Source organism: Mesorhizobium sp. M1A.F.Ca.IN.022.06.1.1, assembly GCF_003952605.1.
GTDB lineage: Bacteria > Pseudomonadota > Alphaproteobacteria > Rhizobiales > Rhizobiaceae > Mesorhizobium.
Window position 1 is genome coordinate 5100680 of the sequence record NZ_CP034455.1, and the last position, 14797, is coordinate 5115476.

Here is a 14797-nt window from a genome sequence, read left to right on the forward strand (position 1 = left end):
TTGAGAACTCGCCGGGCTCGCCGCCCCATAGCCCAGCCCCAAGCCCGACGAGTGCCGACCCGGGAGGGTACCGGCATCATCCTATTTGCAAGGCTGATGCCAGCATATTCCGTCCTGAAATGAAACAGAGGGTGTGTCAGCGTGCGCAGGCTTGAACGATGGCAAAGCCTATATGCCGATGACAACCGGTACGGAAACACTCCTCCTGCCCGAGACAAACGGATCATCAAGAAAATGTTCCGTCATCGCGGAACACCTCGCATTCGAAGAGGTTTGGGGCGCGGCGGCGCGATTCCCTCCCGATCATGTGCACAGCCGCCGGGCGGAGCCTCCCATTCTCCGCAGGCCGGCTCCCTGGCTCCCATCAGGGGCGGGCCGTTCTTTCAGATCGCGCTAAGGGAACGCTTACGGGAGTTCCATATTGAATCAAATTCGAGTTTCCCATTGGGGTTCGCATGCGCAAGCCTGCCGGCAGAGCCAGGCACGAATAGGAGTTCACCGCCATGGCGATCCGCCAAAGAGCACTGGAAGCGGAAATTTTCGATCCGGAAGAGCTGGAAATTCTGGCCCGCGTCTTCGACCGCTTGAAAAATGATGGCCAAACGACCGAGCAGCGTGAGGCGCTGGCCTCTCGCATCATCGCCAACTTCATGGCGGGAATTGTGGACGAGAATGAACTGGTTTCGCTATCCAGGCTACCTTTAGGTAGGTAACGGTCTGAACGGACTGGACTGCCTGCCGCCCGCCGCCTTGTGAATATTCGTCATTGTTGCCGCTGGGCTACAGCCCTTTGGGCGCGACTGTATTAGGAAACGCTTGTGCGGGGTTCCCGGAATCGGGCGGACCATCTGGGAAAGGGGCGCACAGCAGTTTTGAGGGAAGATGGCCCGTCGGCTTTGGTCGGCGGGCTTTTCTTTTGTATGGCCTTGTCTGTAGGGCCTTGTTCGTCGATCAGCGCCGCTTCCTCGTGCTTCGGCCCTTCGTCGCTACTTCCGGACCTACATCTTTTTTAAATGACGGTCGGGTGCTGCCTCAGCCAGATCGGCGAGCCAACTTCAGCAAGGGGGATTCGCCATGAAGCGCACCTATGAAAAGCCCGTCCTGGTCAAGCGTGACCGCCTGTCCGCCGTTACGGCCGTGATCGTCGTCTCGCTCGTGAACGGCGCGACGTCCCAATAGGACGATGCCCGTCACTCCAGGCAGGAAATGGCGGGCATCTATCTAGCTGCTACCGACCAGGAAGGTGACGCACTTCCTCACCGGCTCTATCAAATGATGCAGCGAGGCTTAGGTTTCAGCATGGGGACCAAAGCGTCAGCCTCTCGGACTTCTGTCGCATCGGCGGAAGCGATCATTCTGCCAATCGTCCCGGTTGGGTCGCGCGGCGTGTGTCTCCGGCCGAGGTTCACCGCGCCGCGCGGAGGCGTAGCCCGTTCGACCTCAGGCGAGCAGGCTCTCTTGTCTGTCTTGGAACAATTCTATGCCGCTGCAGTTCGCTTTCTGGGCGCAGCTCCCGGCAAACAGAGACGGTCGAGCGCGCCTTGGTCGGGTTGACCCCGACGCAAAGAGCCCGCCCACGGAGGAGGTGCGGCGGGCTCTTCTGCTGATCCGGCTAATTCAGCCTGGCCGGCGGCTCGCCGGGATAGCAGTAGTGATTACTATCCGCAGGCCGACCGGGGTATAATCTCCAATGGCCGTTCGGATAGCGGTTGTCCTGGCGCTTCTCGCCGCCTTCGCCTACGGGTTCGCAAAACTCGTAGAGCGGTATGGTGGTGCGGGCAATGATCCCGCATCACCCTGCGGAAAGGTGCCAAGCGTCGATTGCCCGGACCCGAATGCGCCGCCTCCCTTTCCCAAGCCCGACCGGACGGAGCCTCAAAGGCAATCCGGTGCGTCAAGCCTGAAGGCATATTTGTAAATTGCGCGGTTTCCTTCATCGGTCACCCGCACCCAGAAATGTTCATCCCGTCTCGCCAGGACGTCTTTGCCGGTGACTTTCTGAGCAGCCTCCCAAGGGGCACGGGCATTGGCAACGTGATAAGCCACCACCTGGTCGCCAGCCATCTCTTCAACTCGGTATGTCTTCATGATCGCTCCAAGCAGCGACCCGAACTTGGAGCGAGGAGGGTTGTTCCGGGTCTTCCATTTTCGCTCGCCCATAGCGAGCGATTGCAGGGCAGCCTTGGGCGCCTCTAGGCGGGGCAGGTGGCCCGGTAGCCTTGGGTGGCTATGGGGGTGGCCACCGGGCCTTGGCCGGCAGGGGCTTAGGGAACACGATGCCGGCGAAAGAGTATATGCGCATCTACTAATAAATCAAAATTCAGCCAAAAGGCCGAGCTGGCCCTTGAAACGCAAACATGACGGCTGGACGCTCCAAGAGCTGATCGATGCGGGCATGTCTGCCACGGCCGGCTGCCTCGACTGAAGTCGTCATGCTCGATTACCGGCGGTCCGCGACCGCTTCGGGCCAGAACATCAATCTGGCCCCAATCAGCCCGGTTTGGAGAGCCGGTTGAAATTTGTTCGGACGCGGCGGCCGGCAGGTTTGAGTGCTGCGACCATGGACTCCTTCAGAGCACCGCCGCTTAGAAAAGACGGGCTCCGGCCGGATAGAACTTCCGGCCAAAACCTTAGCGCCGATCGTAAGATCACCAATTGCGTAGCGGCCATGCCTTCGGCGAAGGCGAGCGCCTTCTCGTTGACCGCAAGCATCGCCTCAATCCCTTTCGGGGCACGGCTGCTTGCATCCAAAGCAATCAGCGGAAGGCGCATGGCGACGACAGCGGGTGCCAACATCAGGTCTCCACAAAGCGAGAATGCACTTTGGGTGTGGCGCTTCTTGCGAGTTGACATTGTGCCCCCATCTGGACCCGGCTGTTCAGCCAATACGCACCAATCCGGGGTTTGTTCCTGGAGGATGGCGGCCTTCATGAGTCCGTCATAAGGTGCGAATACATTAGCGAGGCCGGATGTCCCATCATCGGCTCCTACAAAGTCTCCTGCCCGGTTTCGGCCGGGCATTCTTTTAGCCTTCAACGAGCGCCAGCTTCGACCTGATCGCGCAGTCGCGTTCACGACGGCATCGGCGGCGTGAAGGCCCAGCGCGATGTCCAAAAGACCCCGCAAGCGAATAGATCGGAACCTCCCGCCCGCGGCGTCATTGACCTCTGCGGGCCGCGTCAGCCGGACCTGGTGGCAAAGAGAACAGGGTGGTTTTCCGGCTTCACATCCTGGCCAACGAAAAGGCAGTCGAGCTCTTGTCCCACCCGGCCCGCTTCAGTTCGGTGTCGAGCGCATGGCAAAGGACGGGAAATCAAGGACCGGCTGGCTTCAGGAGGCCTGGCTTCTGCTGAAAGAAAGCGTCAGCGGTTATATGGATGACAACGCGCTGAGCCATGGGGCGGCGATTGCCTTCTATGCCACTACCTCTCTTGCGCCGATCCTTCTGATCGTTGTGGCGGTCGCAGGTCTCGTCGTCGGCAACGACGCCGCCCAGCTCGCGCTCTCGGCCCAGATATCGGGCGTGATGGGTCCGCAGAGCGCCGACCTCTTGAAGGCGACGATCGAGACCGCTTCGCGTCCCTGGTCCGGCGCGCTTGCCACCATTATCGGGCTGGTGACGCTCCTGATCACAGCCTCCGGCGTGTTTGGCGAGATGCAGCAGTCGCTGAATGAGATCTGGAAGGTCGAGCCAAGGGCCATGTCGCTCTCGCGTTTGGTGCGGGCGAGGGCGGCGAGCCTTGGTCTCGTAGCCGCGCTCGGCTTCATGCTCCTCGTGTCGCTCGCGGCGAGCACGGCCATCTCGGTGTTGGCCGATGTCATCAACCAACACCTGCCGTTCGGCGAACTGATCGTGAGTTCGATCAACACGATCGTATCGTTCGCGTTGATCGCGCTGCTCTTCGCGGCGATTTACAAGGTCCTGCCGGACCGCAGTCTCAAATGGCGCGATGTCGCTGTCGGTGCGCTGGTCACCGCGCTTCTCTTCACCATCGGCAAGTCGCTGATCGGCTGGTACATCGGCAGCAGTTCGATCGCCACTTCCTATGGCGCCGCCGGCGCGCTGATGGTGGTGCTGCTATGGGTCTATTACTCGGCTCAAATCTTTCTGTTCGGCGCCGAAATCACGCGCGCCTATTCGGTGAGCAGAGGAAGCCGGGCCGACCTCAGGCGGGTTATGAAGCCGGAGGTCGGAAAGACGGAGAGGTGACGGTCAACGAACGCCGGAGAACGCAACACTGCGCGCGACCCTCTGCCTAAAGAGATCAGGCGTTGGGCCAAACAGCGTTGGCTTAGGCTGACAACCTGAGAGGGATCGTCGCCACCTGTCGGTCCATCAGGACGTGATTAGGTTGCGAAGCCGCGATGAGGCCGCCGCAACCCAGTCACGCCCGGCGGGCGTCAACCGACGATCAAACACACCCCGATGTCGTTGTTGTCATCAATGGGCGGTCTGCGAATGAACACCGCCCGGCGCCGAAATGCCGCTCAATGCCTCTCCAGCCTCCCGTGTTTCACCCTTTCTTGCGAGGTCTCCGAGGGAGATGATGCCAACGAGCCGTTTGTCTCGGTTCAGAACCGGGAGCCGGCGCACCTGCAAGTCTCCCATGTTACCAAGAACATGATCGACGTCTTCGTCATCGAAGCAATATCTTACCTCTTGGCTCATGACATCGCGCACCTTGGTATCGGGACCTTTGCCCAGCGCTATCCCGCGGATGACCATGTCCCGGTCGGTGATCATCCCCACCAGCCGGTCATTTTCACCGACAGGCACGACGCCGGCGTCGAGCTTGCCCATCATCAGCGCCACCTCGCGGATCGACTGTTCGGGATTCGCGACGGCAACGTCCTTTGTCATGCAACTGCCGACCTTCATGGCTATCTCCCTTTGTTGCGGAGCCCACCCGCCGAACCTGAACTGAGAAAACAAATGCTCGGCGCTATTGGTTCCTTCAAATCTCGCGCGGGAGAGGGCATGGAAAGTTCCGCCGTGGGGCTCGAATGCCAGCCGGACAGGCGACCGGTCCTTGCGCAGGCCCGAGGGAAGCAAGGCCGGCAGCCCATCGCCCATGTTCGGCCGAGACCCGCTCGTACTGGTGCGATCCCGGTGATCGTTGCTTTCGTTGCGTGCGCGGCTCATGGAACAGAGTCCTGCCTTCGGCCATTGTGTATGGGCCGGGGGCGACCTGATAGGGGAGCCATGGCCGACTTTCGAAACCGGATCTCACCTGCCCGCGACGCCGAGACGAGCTCGCGGCAAGCTAAGGCGCGCAACCGCTCCATCATCGTCATCGGGGCGTCCGCTGGCGGGGTTGAGCCCCTGAAAGCGATCGTGAGCGACCTGCCTGCCGATCTACCGGCGGCCGTGTTCGTCGTGGTCCATGTCGGCCAGGTCAGCTATCTGCCGGAAATCCTCGACCGTGCGGGAGCGCTGAAAGCCTCCGGCGCCAAGAACGGCGAGTCCTTCAAGATGGGAAACATCTATGTCGCGCCGCCCGGCTTCCATCTTCTTCTGCATGACGATCACATGATGCTGCGCCGCGGCCCGCGCGAAAACCTCGCGCGGCCGGCGGTAGACCCGCTGTTCCGCTCGGCGGCGCTGAGCTTCGGCGCAAGCGTCGTCGGCGTGCTGCTGTCGGGCGCGCTTTCCGACGGCACCGCCGGCCTGCGGGCAATCAAGGCGGTCGGCGGCCTCGCGGTGGTCCAGCATCCCAAGGACGCGCTGGTGCCTTCCATGGTGGAAAGCGCGCTGCGTTATGTCGACATCGATCATTGCGAACCCGCCGCCAAACTCGGCGGCTTGCTGGGCAAGCTGGCGGCCGAGCCGGCCGGAGAAACGTTGCCGGCCCCACCGACGGTCAGGCTGGAGGCCGCAATCGCGGCACAGGAGCATTCGACCATGAAAGAACCAGATCGACTTGGGCAACTGTCGGTGTTTACATGCCCGGAATGCCACGGGCCGCTGTGGGAGATCGAGGACGGTGACATGCTGCGCTATCGGTGCCATACCGGGCACGCTTTCACCGCCGATGCGATCATGGAGGCGCAGGCGATCGAGGCGGACGAGATCCTGTGGAGCCTGCTGCGGTCGCATCAGCAGCGGGCGGAGTTTGCCCGGCGCATGGCGGAGCGGGAGAAGACGCGACATCGCTCCCAACTCGCCAGCGAGTTCGGCAAGCGGGCGAGGGAATACGAAGCGGATGCCTCCGTCATCAAGCGCATCCTGGAAAGCAGGCGGACACAGGTAACAGGCAATGGCGCAGGCGGCGAGGAAGGCAAGCACAAGGAAGGCACGGACTAGCCCGCGCCAGGATGAGAGAGAGCCCGCGCTGTTCCCTGTCATCGGCATCGGCGCATCGGCCGGCGGCATCGCGGCGTTGCAGAAGTTCTTTCCGGAAGTGCCGGCCGACAGCGGCTTTGCCTATGTCGTGATCCAACACCTCGATGCCGAGCATGAGAGTGTGCTCGCGAGCATCATCCAGCGCTCCACCGCGATCGAAACGCAGACCGCGGTCGAAGGCGCGGAAGTCGAGCCGAACAACATCTACGTCATCCCGCCGGGCGTCTCGGTGACCATCCGGGGACAGCGTTTCAACATGGCCAAGATGGCCGCCACGCGCGCGAAGCGGACGCCGATCGACGATTTCTTCACGTCCCTGGCACAGGATCAAGGGGAGGATGCGGCCGGGCTGATCCTCTCCGGAACCGGCAGCGACGGCACGATCGGGCTCAGGGCAATAAAGGAACATGGCGGCCTAACGCTGGCGCAGCAGAGCGCCGAATATGATGGCATGATGCGCAGCGCCGTGCAGAGCGGCCTGGTTGACATGGTGCTGCCGGCCGAGGAGATGGCTGCGAAGCTCGTCGGCTATTTCAGCCACGCCAACCGCGATGAAAGCGAACGCGACCGCCGCAAGCGCGAAGTGGGCGAACAGCTTTCGCGGATCACGGGGCTGTTGCGTACGCGCACGGGCCATGATTTCAGCGGCTACAAGGACAACACCATCCTGCGGCGCATCCAACGCCGCATGCAGGTGCTGCAGATCGACGATCCCACGGCTTTCTACGAGCGGCTGCGCGACGAGCCGCAGCAGGTCGACCTTCTGTTCCAGGACCTGCTCATCGGCGTGACCAGCTTCTTCCGGGACCCGCAGGCCTTCGATGCGCTAGAGAGCTTGGTTATTCCGAAGCTTTTCGGGGGCCGCAAGCCGGACGAGACGATCAGGGCCTGGGTGCCCGGCTGCGCCACCGGAGAGGAAGCCTATTCGATCGCCATGCTTTTGAAGGAGAACGCGCCGCGGGGCGCCGCTTCTCCCAACCTGCAGATCTTCGCCACCGACATCGACGAGCGTGCGCTGGAAGTGGCGCGCGCCGGCCGCTATCCGGCGACCGTCGCAAGCGACATCACGCCGAAGCGCCTGAAGGAATTCTTCTCGCGCGAGGACGGCACATATCGTGTTTCCGCCGAGTTGCGGGAAGCCTGCCTGTTCTCGGCGCACAATCTGTTGCGCGACCCGCCGTTTTCCAAGCTGGACCTCATCGCCTGCCGCAACCTCTTGATCTATATGGGGCCGGAGCTGCAGGAGAAGATCATCCCGATCTTCCATTATGCGTTGCGCAATAACGGCTATCTCTTCCTCGGCTCGTCCGAGAACGTTACGCGCCATGCGCGCCTGTTCTCGACCATCGACAAGGCGACCCGCATCTTCCAGAAGCGCAGTGAGGTCGCCGCGCAACGCCTGCCGGAATTCCCACTTGCCGCCGCCGCCAGGCAGGCTGTTCCCAGCACGCGCCCGCGGGCAACGACAGGAACCCTGCAAGAAGTTGCAGAACGCTTCCTGGTCGAGCGCTATGCTCCGGCCTACGTGGTCATCAACGCCGCCGGCGAATTGATGCACAGCTCGGGCGGGACAGGCAAATATCTGGAACTTGCCGCCGGCGCGCCCGACCACAACGTCTTCTCCATGGCCCGTCGCGGGCTGCGCATGGATCTGCGCGCTGCCCTTCACAAGGCAGTCAGCACCGGACAGATGGCGGTGCAGAACAATATCAGCATCGGCACCAATGGCGGACGCCAGACGATCAGCCTCGCCGTGCAGCCGCTGCCGGTCGACGGCAATTCGGATCCGCTCTACATGCTGGTCTTCCGCGATATCGGCGGGATAAAGGCGGAGGCAGAGGACGAGCCCGTCCACACGACCGACGATGTCGAAAGCGCCAATGTCAGTCAGCTCGAAAAGGAGCTGCGGGAAACCAGGGAACGGCTGCAGATCACGACGGAGGAGCTAGAATCCTCCAACGAGGAGTTGAAATCCTCCAACGAAGAACTGTCCTCTATCAACGAGGAGCTGCAATCGTCCAACGAGGAGTTGGAGACCTCCAAGGAGGAGCTGCAATCGATCAACGAGGAACTGCAGACCGTCAATGCCGAGCTCAACATCCGCGTCGACGAGCTCAGCCGCGCCAACAACGACATGTCCAACCTGCTCGAAAGCACGCAGATCGCGACCGTGTTCCTCGATCGCGACCTTTGTATCAAGAGCTTCACGCCGACGGCACGCGACCTGTTCAGGCTGGTCGAAAGCGATGTCGGCCGGCCGCTCGCGCATGTGCGGCCGCGCTTTGCCGCGGACCGGCTGCAGGCAGACATGGAGCAGGTGCTGCAGCGGCTGGGCACGATAGAAAGGCAGGTGGAAGGCACCGAAAGCGGCAAGCGCTACATCATGCGCGTGATGCCCTACCGCACCGTCGACAATGTCATCGCCGGCGTCGTCGTCACCTTCGTCGACATTACCCAGATCGCGCAGGCGGAGGAAAAGATCGGCGCGCTGTCGCACGACCTGCGCAACCGCCTCGAAAGCCTGGAGACTGTTCTGGATCTTGTGCCTGTCGGCATCTTGATCGCCGAAGACGACGACGGCGATGCCATCCGCGCCAATCGCCGCGCGGCCGAGCTCGCCGGCCGGCGCGCGGCGGACGGCAAGCTCAGCACTGTGCCGGCGGTCCTGCCGCTAATGGTGAACGGCTCCAAGGTGGAGACGCACGAGCAGCCGCTGCAGAAGGCGATGCGAACGGGCAAGCCCGTCCGCGGCTACGAAGCCCGAATCGCGCAGGCGGACGGCTCAAGCATCGACGTGATGATGTCGGCCAATCCGCTGTTCGATGAATCCGGCAGGGTTCGGGGCGCGATCGCGGCCCTCGTCGACGTATCGAACCACAAGGAAGCCGAGCGCGCTCAGGAGAGGCTGCTGCACGAGCTGCAGCACCGCGTGAAGAACATCCTCGCCACGATCACCGCGCTGGCCGCGCGCATGATCCGCTCGTCAGCTTCGATGGGCGAATTCGCGGCCTCGTTCCACGAACGCTTGCACGCGATGGCCCGCACGCATGAGGTCCTGTCGTCCCATAATTGGGGCGACGCCGACCTCGAGCAGCTGCTCAGGGCGACATTTTCTCCCTACAACAGCACAGAACGGCAGAACCTGGTCCTGCACGGGCCGCCGTTTCATCTCGATGCGGCAACGGCGGCGGCGCTCGGCATGGTCTTCTTCGAGCTTGCCAGCAACGCTGCCAAATATGGGGCACTTTCCGTCGACACCGGCCGCATCGAAGTCTCCTGGAACATCGCGAAGCCGGGCATGCTGTCGATCAGCTGGAAGGAAGTCGGCGGTCCGGCCGTGGAAGAACCATCCCGCAGGAATTTCGGAACCACTTTCATCCAGCAGAGTTTAGAGTACGAGTTGAGGGGGAGTGTTGAATTGAACTTCCGGCCCACCGGCCTGGAGTGCCTGCTTGAAATCCCCCTTGCCCGAACCGAAGCCTTCGAGCCGCTGCCCGGCTACGCATGAACAAGAGCGCTCCATTATCGGGCCTGCGAATCCTCGTCGTCGAGGACGCTTTCCTGGTTGCGCTCGACCTCTCCGACGAACTGACCGATGCGGGCTGCCATGTGGTGGGGCCCGCGCCCTCGGTCCAACAGGCGCTCGAGCAGATCGATGGCGTCGAACTCGATGGGGCGGTGCTCGACGTGAACCTGCATGGCGAACGCAGTTTCCCGCTTGCCGAGCACCTCGCAGCGCGCCACGTTCCTTTCCTCTTCCTCACCGGCTATGACAGCGCAACGGTCTTTCCCGATCAGTTCCGGGATTCGCCGAGACTGTCGAAGCCAGTAGACTCCAAAGTGCTGATCGAGGCGGTCGCCCGATTGGCGAGCGCAGGCACCGAGGCCGCGCGGCGCTCTCGCCTGTAGCAATCGGGCTCCTGCAAGGGTTTCGCAACATCCAATGTAGGTATTGGTCTGCAGGTCTTTTCTACTCCTCCGCTAGTCTTTTGCTGACGAATGATCGCAGGATCACGGGCGGCCGGGTCAATAGTCGGACCACGAACAACTTCGGAGCATAACGAGCGTGGTGATCTTTGCGGCCTCGGCGGATTGGTCGCGAGTTGGTTTCTCTAGCTCGAACGGCGACCCCGTTGGTTGGCCGGAGGCGTTCAAGCAAGTTCGTTTACAACAGGAACGATCATCATCGTCACGCATTCTCCCTAATCAATGCCCATCAACTCTCTCTGCTGGGGTGAGAACCGTGTTACCCAAAGGCCATGCCGTGCCTGACTGCGTACCGGGCGAGGTCGCTGTCGTCGACCTCATTCCTGCCTTGCGTGCTTTTGCGCGCACTTTTTGCCGCTTGCCCGATGATGCCGACGATTTGGTGCAGGAGACCCTGACCAAGGGGCTTGCGAACTTGGACAAGTTCGAGCCCGGGACGAGATTGAAGTCCTGGCTTTTCACCATCATGCGCAATACGCATTATACGCGGGTCAAGGCGGCAGCTAGGGAGGCGCCCGGTTTGCTTGACTGCGCCTCCAGCCGGCCGATTTCGGAAGCCTCGCAGGACTGGTCCGTTCGGACCAAGGAAGTCTACCGCGCTATGCAGAAGCTTCCGATACATCAGCGCGAGGTACTGACGCTGATCGGTGTGCTGGGCGTCAGCTACGAAGAAACCGCGGAGATATGCGATTGCGCGGTCGGGACCGTTAAAAGCCGTCTCAACCGGGCGCGTGCAAGCGTCCTGGAATTCCTTGATGAAAGCTCATCGCAAACGCTGGTCGAAAGACACGACCATCTCGCGGAAGATCACTGGGACAGAGGCGCTGACAGGCATCGATGAGGCTTGCCGTCAGTTCTCCTTTTTGCACCGGCGCTTCTCGATCAGCGCATTCTGCAACTCGATCGCGAGCTTGGCCAGGCGATCAGGAACTTTTTCCTGCTCAATGGCGGTCAACAACGACGCGATCTCTTGGTCTATGCCCAGGCTTGCCTGGCTGACGGGATCGCGCTGGCTCGGACGAGACATGGCATTCTCTTAGCAAATGTGGCCCCTTCGAGATTCACTTGAGACCATACACGGCCAGAGTTTGCAAGGCGCTTCCAGCCGCCGATCAGCTTCAGCCCCGCAGCAGATCGTGGCGGAGCGAAAACCCTTTGCCTGAACTGATCCGTTGCGAGCCTGCAAAGTCTTGCGATATTCGCCGCAAGATCAGTCTTCCGGGATCCGGTTTGCCGCGTGGTCCTGATACTGATCGGACTTGATCCGATTGCTGTCGAGGCCGCGTTCTTTTGTATGCTGTTTCTTGTCCCGGTTCGACAGGACGTCATTTTCGCCAATCATGTCTTTCGGAACCGTCGTCTTCGCTCCGGTCCCGGCACCTTTGCCCTGACTGCCGCGTCCCATGTGTTTCTTACCGCCGGACGCCATCTTCTTCTCCTGGGTCTTCCAGATTCTGCGCAAGTGGTCTGGGAGCCGAACTTCGGTCCGTCGGTTATGTTCCGCCGGTACGACGAATAAGAAAGGCGGTGCCGTCCCATCGACGGAAAGGCATCTCGCCATCGATGAGGACGTCCATGGCGCATATTCGGGCGAGATGGCGGATGTCGGAGGAATCGGCGGCGGGCGACATCCGGTATGAATAATTCAGGATTGCCGCCATCCCTCCCGGCCGCAACACGCGCGCCACTTCGATAAAGTGCCGTTCGGCGACGCCGGCAAGTACCAGGTAAGGGAAGCTGTCGACCGCCAGCACGCCATCAAAACCCGCGTCGACGAATTCGCCAAGATCGAGGCCCGAGGTCCGGCGGAATTCAACATTGCCAAGACCGGCGCAGCGTCGGCGCGCGACGGCAACCATCCTGGGGGAGATATCGATGCCGACGATATGCTTCGCTCTGGCGTGGAGCGCGCATTCGAAGCGGCCGATGCCGGAGCCGATATCGAGTATTGTCTTGTCCGCGCCGGTAAAATCCTGTCGCTCCAGCCAGGAGACGATTTCGGCCGTTGCAGCCGTAAGCTTTTCCTCGTCGCCAAGCGACGAAAGTTGGACGCTGGCCGCCGGAGAGATGGCGACCGCCTCGTCAAAGCCCTCGGCCAGCCGGCGGATCGTCATCTCACCGGTTTCGCCGCGCAGACGGTCATGACAAACCGAAGCTGCCGTTGACCTCAGACTATCGAAGGCATCTGCCTTGCCTGAAAGAAGCACAGCGATGTCCTCGAGCCAGCCCCTTTGCTCGACAGCGCTTGTACGCATGTCCAATGCGACGTCCGCCAATTCTGGCGCGCGCATATCCGTCTCGACTGCCAATCTGGCGACCGCGACTTCGGCGGACAGGTCGGTCGCCATGCAATCCTCGAGGATATGCCTCGCGGTCGACCTCACTCGCTCTGCTGTGGTCATGGCGAGGCGCTCCGGGTCCAGACCCGTTGTATGGTCCATCGGTCCTTTGCTCCCCAGCTGTATTTGTAGCTCTCCCGGCCGCGTAGAAAATCGAACTCTCGCGCGCCGTCCTGAATGGCTTCGGCGATAGCCTTGCCGATCAGAATGGCGCCGGGGCTCTCCGATGCGTAAGCGGGGTCGAAGCCGCCGAGATAGGCATAGGCGCGGTCGTGGTGATGAAAACCGTAATAGGCGCCGACGACGGCGCCGTCGATTTCCATCAGCCAGCACCGCGCCAAATGGCTCGCGGCGAGACGGGGCAAGGCATTGCGATGAAACTCGATCGCGCTTTGCGTCAGCACGCCGCCGCCCTGTCCGGCCCAGCGGGCGTCGTGCAGGCGGATCAGCTGACCAAGAAATATCTCCGGCGCGGCCTCCGCCCGGTTGATCGTCACCCGGCCTCTCCGTTGCGCGGCTCGCAGCGCGCGACGCAGCTGGCGTCTTCGCCGCGCGGGAACGCACCCTGCAAGCGTCTCGTCGCCAGCCAAGGCAAGCACGGGGCAGGCGGCATGGCCGGTAGATCGGCTCTCTTCGATATCGGGCAGCAAAAGCTCCAGGGATGCGGCTTCACTCGAAAGGTCCGGCAGGATCCATTGCGACCATTCGAGCGAAAGCACAGTCTCGGCAATCAAGGTACCGACGGCTTCTTCGAACTTGGGTGCGCAAAGAATATCGAGATAGTCGCTCAGCGATATTCCGATCGGAAGCAGGCGCAAACCGGAAGCGTGCCGTTCGAGGTAGAGTGGTGCCAGGCCGACGAGATCGTTTCCGTTCCACACCGCGATCGCCGAGAGATCGCCCGGCGCGAATGTCCGCCACCATGGCAGGAGCCAGGCGGGTGACTGGAAAGGCGTAGCAGAGCTGCATTGCGACCAGAGCGGCCACCAATGCTGCTCTAGACCGTCGAGCGCTTCTTGGTCGCGGATGACATCGGCACGCAGGCCGCTCACCCGGCGGCTCCCAACCGTGCTCGGGAATCGCCGAGCTTTGCCAATGCCCGATAGGCATCCATATAGGCCGAAACCATGCGATCGAGCGAAAACCGATCTCGCGCCTCGGCCCGGCATATTTCGTTGTCGAGGTCGGCCGAAGCGTCGATGGCTATCGCCATCTCGTCGATATCATTGACCAGGAACCCGGTCTTGCCGTGCTCAACGACATTGGGCAGGGCGCCATTCGGGAAGGCCACAACCGGCGTGCCGCAGGCGAGGGCTTCCATGGCAACGAGCGAGCTCGTCTCCGCGGCGAGGCTCGGAATGACCAGGCAGCGGGCGGCGTTGAGAAGCCGCCGCTTGGCGAAAAACCCGAGCGGTCCCAGGAAACGCCGCCGCCTGTCGAGGCGAGGCTCCACCTCGTCGGCGAAATACTGAACATGTGTCCGGTAGGGATATATCTGCCCTCCTATTGCAAGCGGCACTCCAGCGCGCTTCGCGGCGTCGATCGCCAGGTGGATGCCTTTTTCCGGGCATATTCGGCTTAACACGAGCGCGAAATTGCGATGCGACCGGGGGGCGGCAAGCGCATTGACGTCAACCCCGTTTGGGATGGGCGCGATCAGTCTCGATCCGGCCGGCGCGGTTGCTTGCTGCGCCTCCGAGACCGCGTGCAGCCACAGGTCTTCACGGGCCGGGCTCAGCACTCCGGCCGGATACCAGGCAAGCGGCAGGTGCAGTGTCACGAGCGTGGGGCCGTCATCGGGAAGATAGGCATCGAAATCGATGCCATGCAGATGGACGACATCGATCGGCCAGCGCGCACGCGCGGCTGCGATCGCCGCGCGGTGCGCGTCCTGGGCGCGGCTCTTTGCCGTCTCGTCGAGCGCGCCTGTTTCGGCAGGCGTCTCGACCAAGGTCCCGGCCGCGCTGGAGCCCCGGCAGGCGACGACGATGGATTGATGGCCTTGCCTGACCAGTGCGTGATCCAGCATCGACAGCACCTGCTCGGCGCCGCCGACCGCATCGAGGCCGACAGGCGCAAGCGGATAGGCGACGTTGAGCACTGTAAGCGTCATGGCTGATCGAGCCGA

At 62.1% G+C, this 14797-nt stretch carries 15 protein-coding genes; 7 read left to right on the forward strand and 8 right to left on the reverse strand.

The genetic code is table 11. The features are described from left to right. Window positions 1-503 precede the first annotated feature (503 nt). Together EJ078_RS24345 and EJ078_RS30025 are read left to right on the forward strand one after the other, a co-directional pair. A complete protein-coding gene (locus EJ078_RS24345; protein WP_127245897.1) occupies window positions 504-713 on the forward strand; it encodes a hypothetical protein in 210 nt (69 codons plus the stop codon). Window positions 714-1074: 361 nt separating this feature from the next. Beyond that, window positions 1075-1179 (forward strand): putative RiPP precursor, encoded by a 105-nt coding sequence (locus EJ078_RS30025; RefSeq protein ID WP_206516957.1) that lies wholly within the window; start codon window positions 1075-1077, stop codon window positions 1177-1179. Window positions 1180-1875: 696 nt separating this feature from the next. On the opposite strand, the gene EJ078_RS24350 is transcribed toward EJ078_RS30025, so the two are convergent. After that, window positions 1876-2088 (reverse strand): hypothetical protein, encoded by a 213-nt coding sequence (locus EJ078_RS24350; protein ID WP_095779495.1) that lies wholly within the window; start codon window positions 2086-2088, stop codon window positions 1876-1878. Between the two features lie 402 nt (window positions 2089-2490). Beyond that, on the reverse strand, window positions 2491-2931 hold the full coding sequence (locus EJ078_RS24355; protein WP_245458928.1) for a hypothetical protein: 441 nt from the start codon (window positions 2929-2931) through the stop codon (window positions 2491-2493). A 364-nt stretch (window positions 2932-3295) separates the two neighbouring features. On the opposite strand from EJ078_RS24355, the gene EJ078_RS24360 reads away from it, so the two are divergent. Further along, window positions 3296-4210 carry a YihY/virulence factor BrkB family protein gene (locus EJ078_RS24360; protein WP_095826182.1) on the forward strand — a complete coding sequence of 305 codons (915 nt, stop codon included), beginning with the start codon at window positions 3296-3298 and terminating at the stop codon, window positions 4208-4210. Window positions 4211-4441: 231 nt separating this feature from the next. Here EJ078_RS24360 and EJ078_RS24365 read toward each other — a convergent pair whose 3' ends face one another. Then, window positions 4442-4879: a CBS domain-containing protein gene (locus tag EJ078_RS24365; protein WP_127403371.1), complete on the reverse strand. Its 438-nt coding sequence runs from the start codon at window positions 4877-4879 to the stop codon at window positions 4442-4444. A gap of 54 nt (window positions 4880-4933) precedes the next feature. Here EJ078_RS24365 and EJ078_RS24370 point away from each other — a divergent pair, with 54 nt between their 5' ends. The 4 genes from EJ078_RS24370 to EJ078_RS24385 all read left to right on the forward strand — a co-directional run bounded on the left by EJ078_RS24370 (window position 4934) and on the right by EJ078_RS24385 (window position 11171). Further along, window positions 4934-6304, forward strand: coding sequence for a chemotaxis protein CheB (locus EJ078_RS24370; RefSeq protein ID WP_245458931.1), 1371 nt, complete (start codon window positions 4934-4936; stop codon window positions 6302-6304). After that, complete coding sequence (locus EJ078_RS24375; protein WP_127403360.1) at window positions 6258-9851, forward strand: CheR family methyltransferase; 3594 nt, start codon at window positions 6258-6260, stop codon at window positions 9849-9851. Before EJ078_RS24370 ends, EJ078_RS24375 begins: the two co-directional genes overlap by 47 nt. Then, on the forward strand, window positions 9848-10252 hold the full coding sequence (locus tag EJ078_RS24380) for a response regulator (RefSeq protein ID WP_067320576.1): 405 nt from the start codon (window positions 9848-9850) through the stop codon (window positions 10250-10252). Before EJ078_RS24375 ends, EJ078_RS24380 begins: the two co-directional genes overlap by 4 nt. 355 nt (window positions 10253-10607) lie before the next feature. After that, window positions 10608-11171 carry a sigma-70 family RNA polymerase sigma factor gene (locus EJ078_RS24385; RefSeq protein WP_127213774.1) on the forward strand — a complete coding sequence of 188 codons (564 nt, stop codon included), beginning with the start codon at window positions 10608-10610 and terminating at the stop codon, window positions 11169-11171. Between the two features lie 9 nt (window positions 11172-11180). On the opposite strand, the gene EJ078_RS24390 is transcribed toward EJ078_RS24385, so the two are convergent. The 5 genes from EJ078_RS24390 to EJ078_RS24410 form a co-directional block, all read right to left on the reverse strand. Then, window positions 11181-11357, reverse strand: coding sequence for a hypothetical protein (locus EJ078_RS24390; RefSeq protein WP_082953720.1), 177 nt, complete (start codon window positions 11355-11357; stop codon window positions 11181-11183). Window positions 11358-11540: 183 nt separating this feature from the next. After that, the gene (locus EJ078_RS24395; RefSeq protein ID WP_066992288.1) at window positions 11541-11759 is read right to left on the reverse strand and encodes a hypothetical protein; all 219 of its coding nucleotides are present in this window, start codon (window positions 11757-11759) and stop codon (window positions 11541-11543) included. Between the two features lie 64 nt (window positions 11760-11823). Beyond that, a complete protein-coding gene (locus tag EJ078_RS24400; RefSeq protein ID WP_127213763.1) occupies window positions 11824-12732 on the reverse strand; it encodes a class I SAM-dependent methyltransferase in 909 nt (302 codons plus the stop codon). Then, window positions 12729-13721, reverse strand: coding sequence for a GNAT family N-acetyltransferase (locus EJ078_RS24405; RefSeq protein WP_127403359.1), 993 nt, complete (start codon window positions 13719-13721; stop codon window positions 12729-12731). The genes EJ078_RS24400 and EJ078_RS24405 overlap by 4 nt, the downstream gene beginning before the upstream one ends. Further along, window positions 13718-14782 carry a glycosyltransferase gene (locus EJ078_RS24410; protein ID WP_127213761.1) on the reverse strand — a complete coding sequence of 355 codons (1065 nt, stop codon included), beginning with the start codon at window positions 14780-14782 and terminating at the stop codon, window positions 13718-13720. Before EJ078_RS24410 ends, EJ078_RS24405 begins: the two co-directional genes overlap by 4 nt. Window positions 14783-14797 lie beyond the last annotated feature (15 nt).

What these genes read in the sequence shown, in the direction of transcription:
- EJ078_RS24410 (WP_127213761.1), bottom strand. Translation starts at nt 14,782, where the DNA reads ATGACGCTTACAGTGCTCAACGTCGCCTATCCGCTTGCGCCTGTCGGC.
- EJ078_RS24345 (WP_127245897.1), top strand. Translation starts at nt 504, where the DNA reads ATGGCGATCCGCCAAAGAGCACTGGAAGCGGAAATTTTCGATCCGGAA.
- EJ078_RS24395 (WP_066992288.1), bottom strand. Translation starts at nt 11,759, where the DNA reads ATGGCGTCCGGCGGTAAGAAACACATGGGACGCGGCAGTCAGGGCAAA.
- EJ078_RS24375 (WP_127403360.1), top strand. Translation starts at nt 6,258, where the DNA reads ATGGCGCAGGCGGCGAGGAAGGCAAGCACAAGGAAGGCACGGACTAGC.
- EJ078_RS24355 (WP_245458928.1), bottom strand. Translation starts at nt 2,931, where the DNA reads ATGAAGGCCGCCATCCTCCAGGAACAAACCCCGGATTGGTGCGTATTG.
- EJ078_RS24400 (WP_127213763.1), bottom strand. Translation starts at nt 12,732, where the DNA reads ATGACCACAGCAGAGCGAGTGAGGTCGACCGCGAGGCATATCCTCGAG.
- EJ078_RS24360 (WP_095826182.1), top strand. Translation starts at nt 3,296, where the DNA reads ATGGCAAAGGACGGGAAATCAAGGACCGGCTGGCTTCAGGAGGCCTGG.
- EJ078_RS24370 (WP_245458931.1), top strand. Translation starts at nt 4,934, where the DNA reads ATGCTCGGCGCTATTGGTTCCTTCAAATCTCGCGCGGGAGAGGGCATG.
- EJ078_RS24365 (WP_127403371.1), bottom strand. Translation starts at nt 4,879, where the DNA reads ATGAAGGTCGGCAGTTGCATGACAAAGGACGTTGCCGTCGCGAATCCC.
- EJ078_RS30025 (WP_206516957.1), top strand. Translation starts at nt 1,075, where the DNA reads ATGAAGCGCACCTATGAAAAGCCCGTCCTGGTCAAGCGTGACCGCCTG.
- EJ078_RS24390 (WP_082953720.1), bottom strand. Translation starts at nt 11,357, where the DNA reads ATGTCTCGTCCGAGCCAGCGCGATCCCGTCAGCCAGGCAAGCCTGGGC.
- EJ078_RS24350 (WP_095779495.1), bottom strand. Translation starts at nt 2,088, where the DNA reads ATGAAGACATACCGAGTTGAAGAGATGGCTGGCGACCAGGTGGTGGCT.
- EJ078_RS24380 (WP_067320576.1), top strand. Translation starts at nt 9,848, where the DNA reads ATGAACAAGAGCGCTCCATTATCGGGCCTGCGAATCCTCGTCGTCGAG.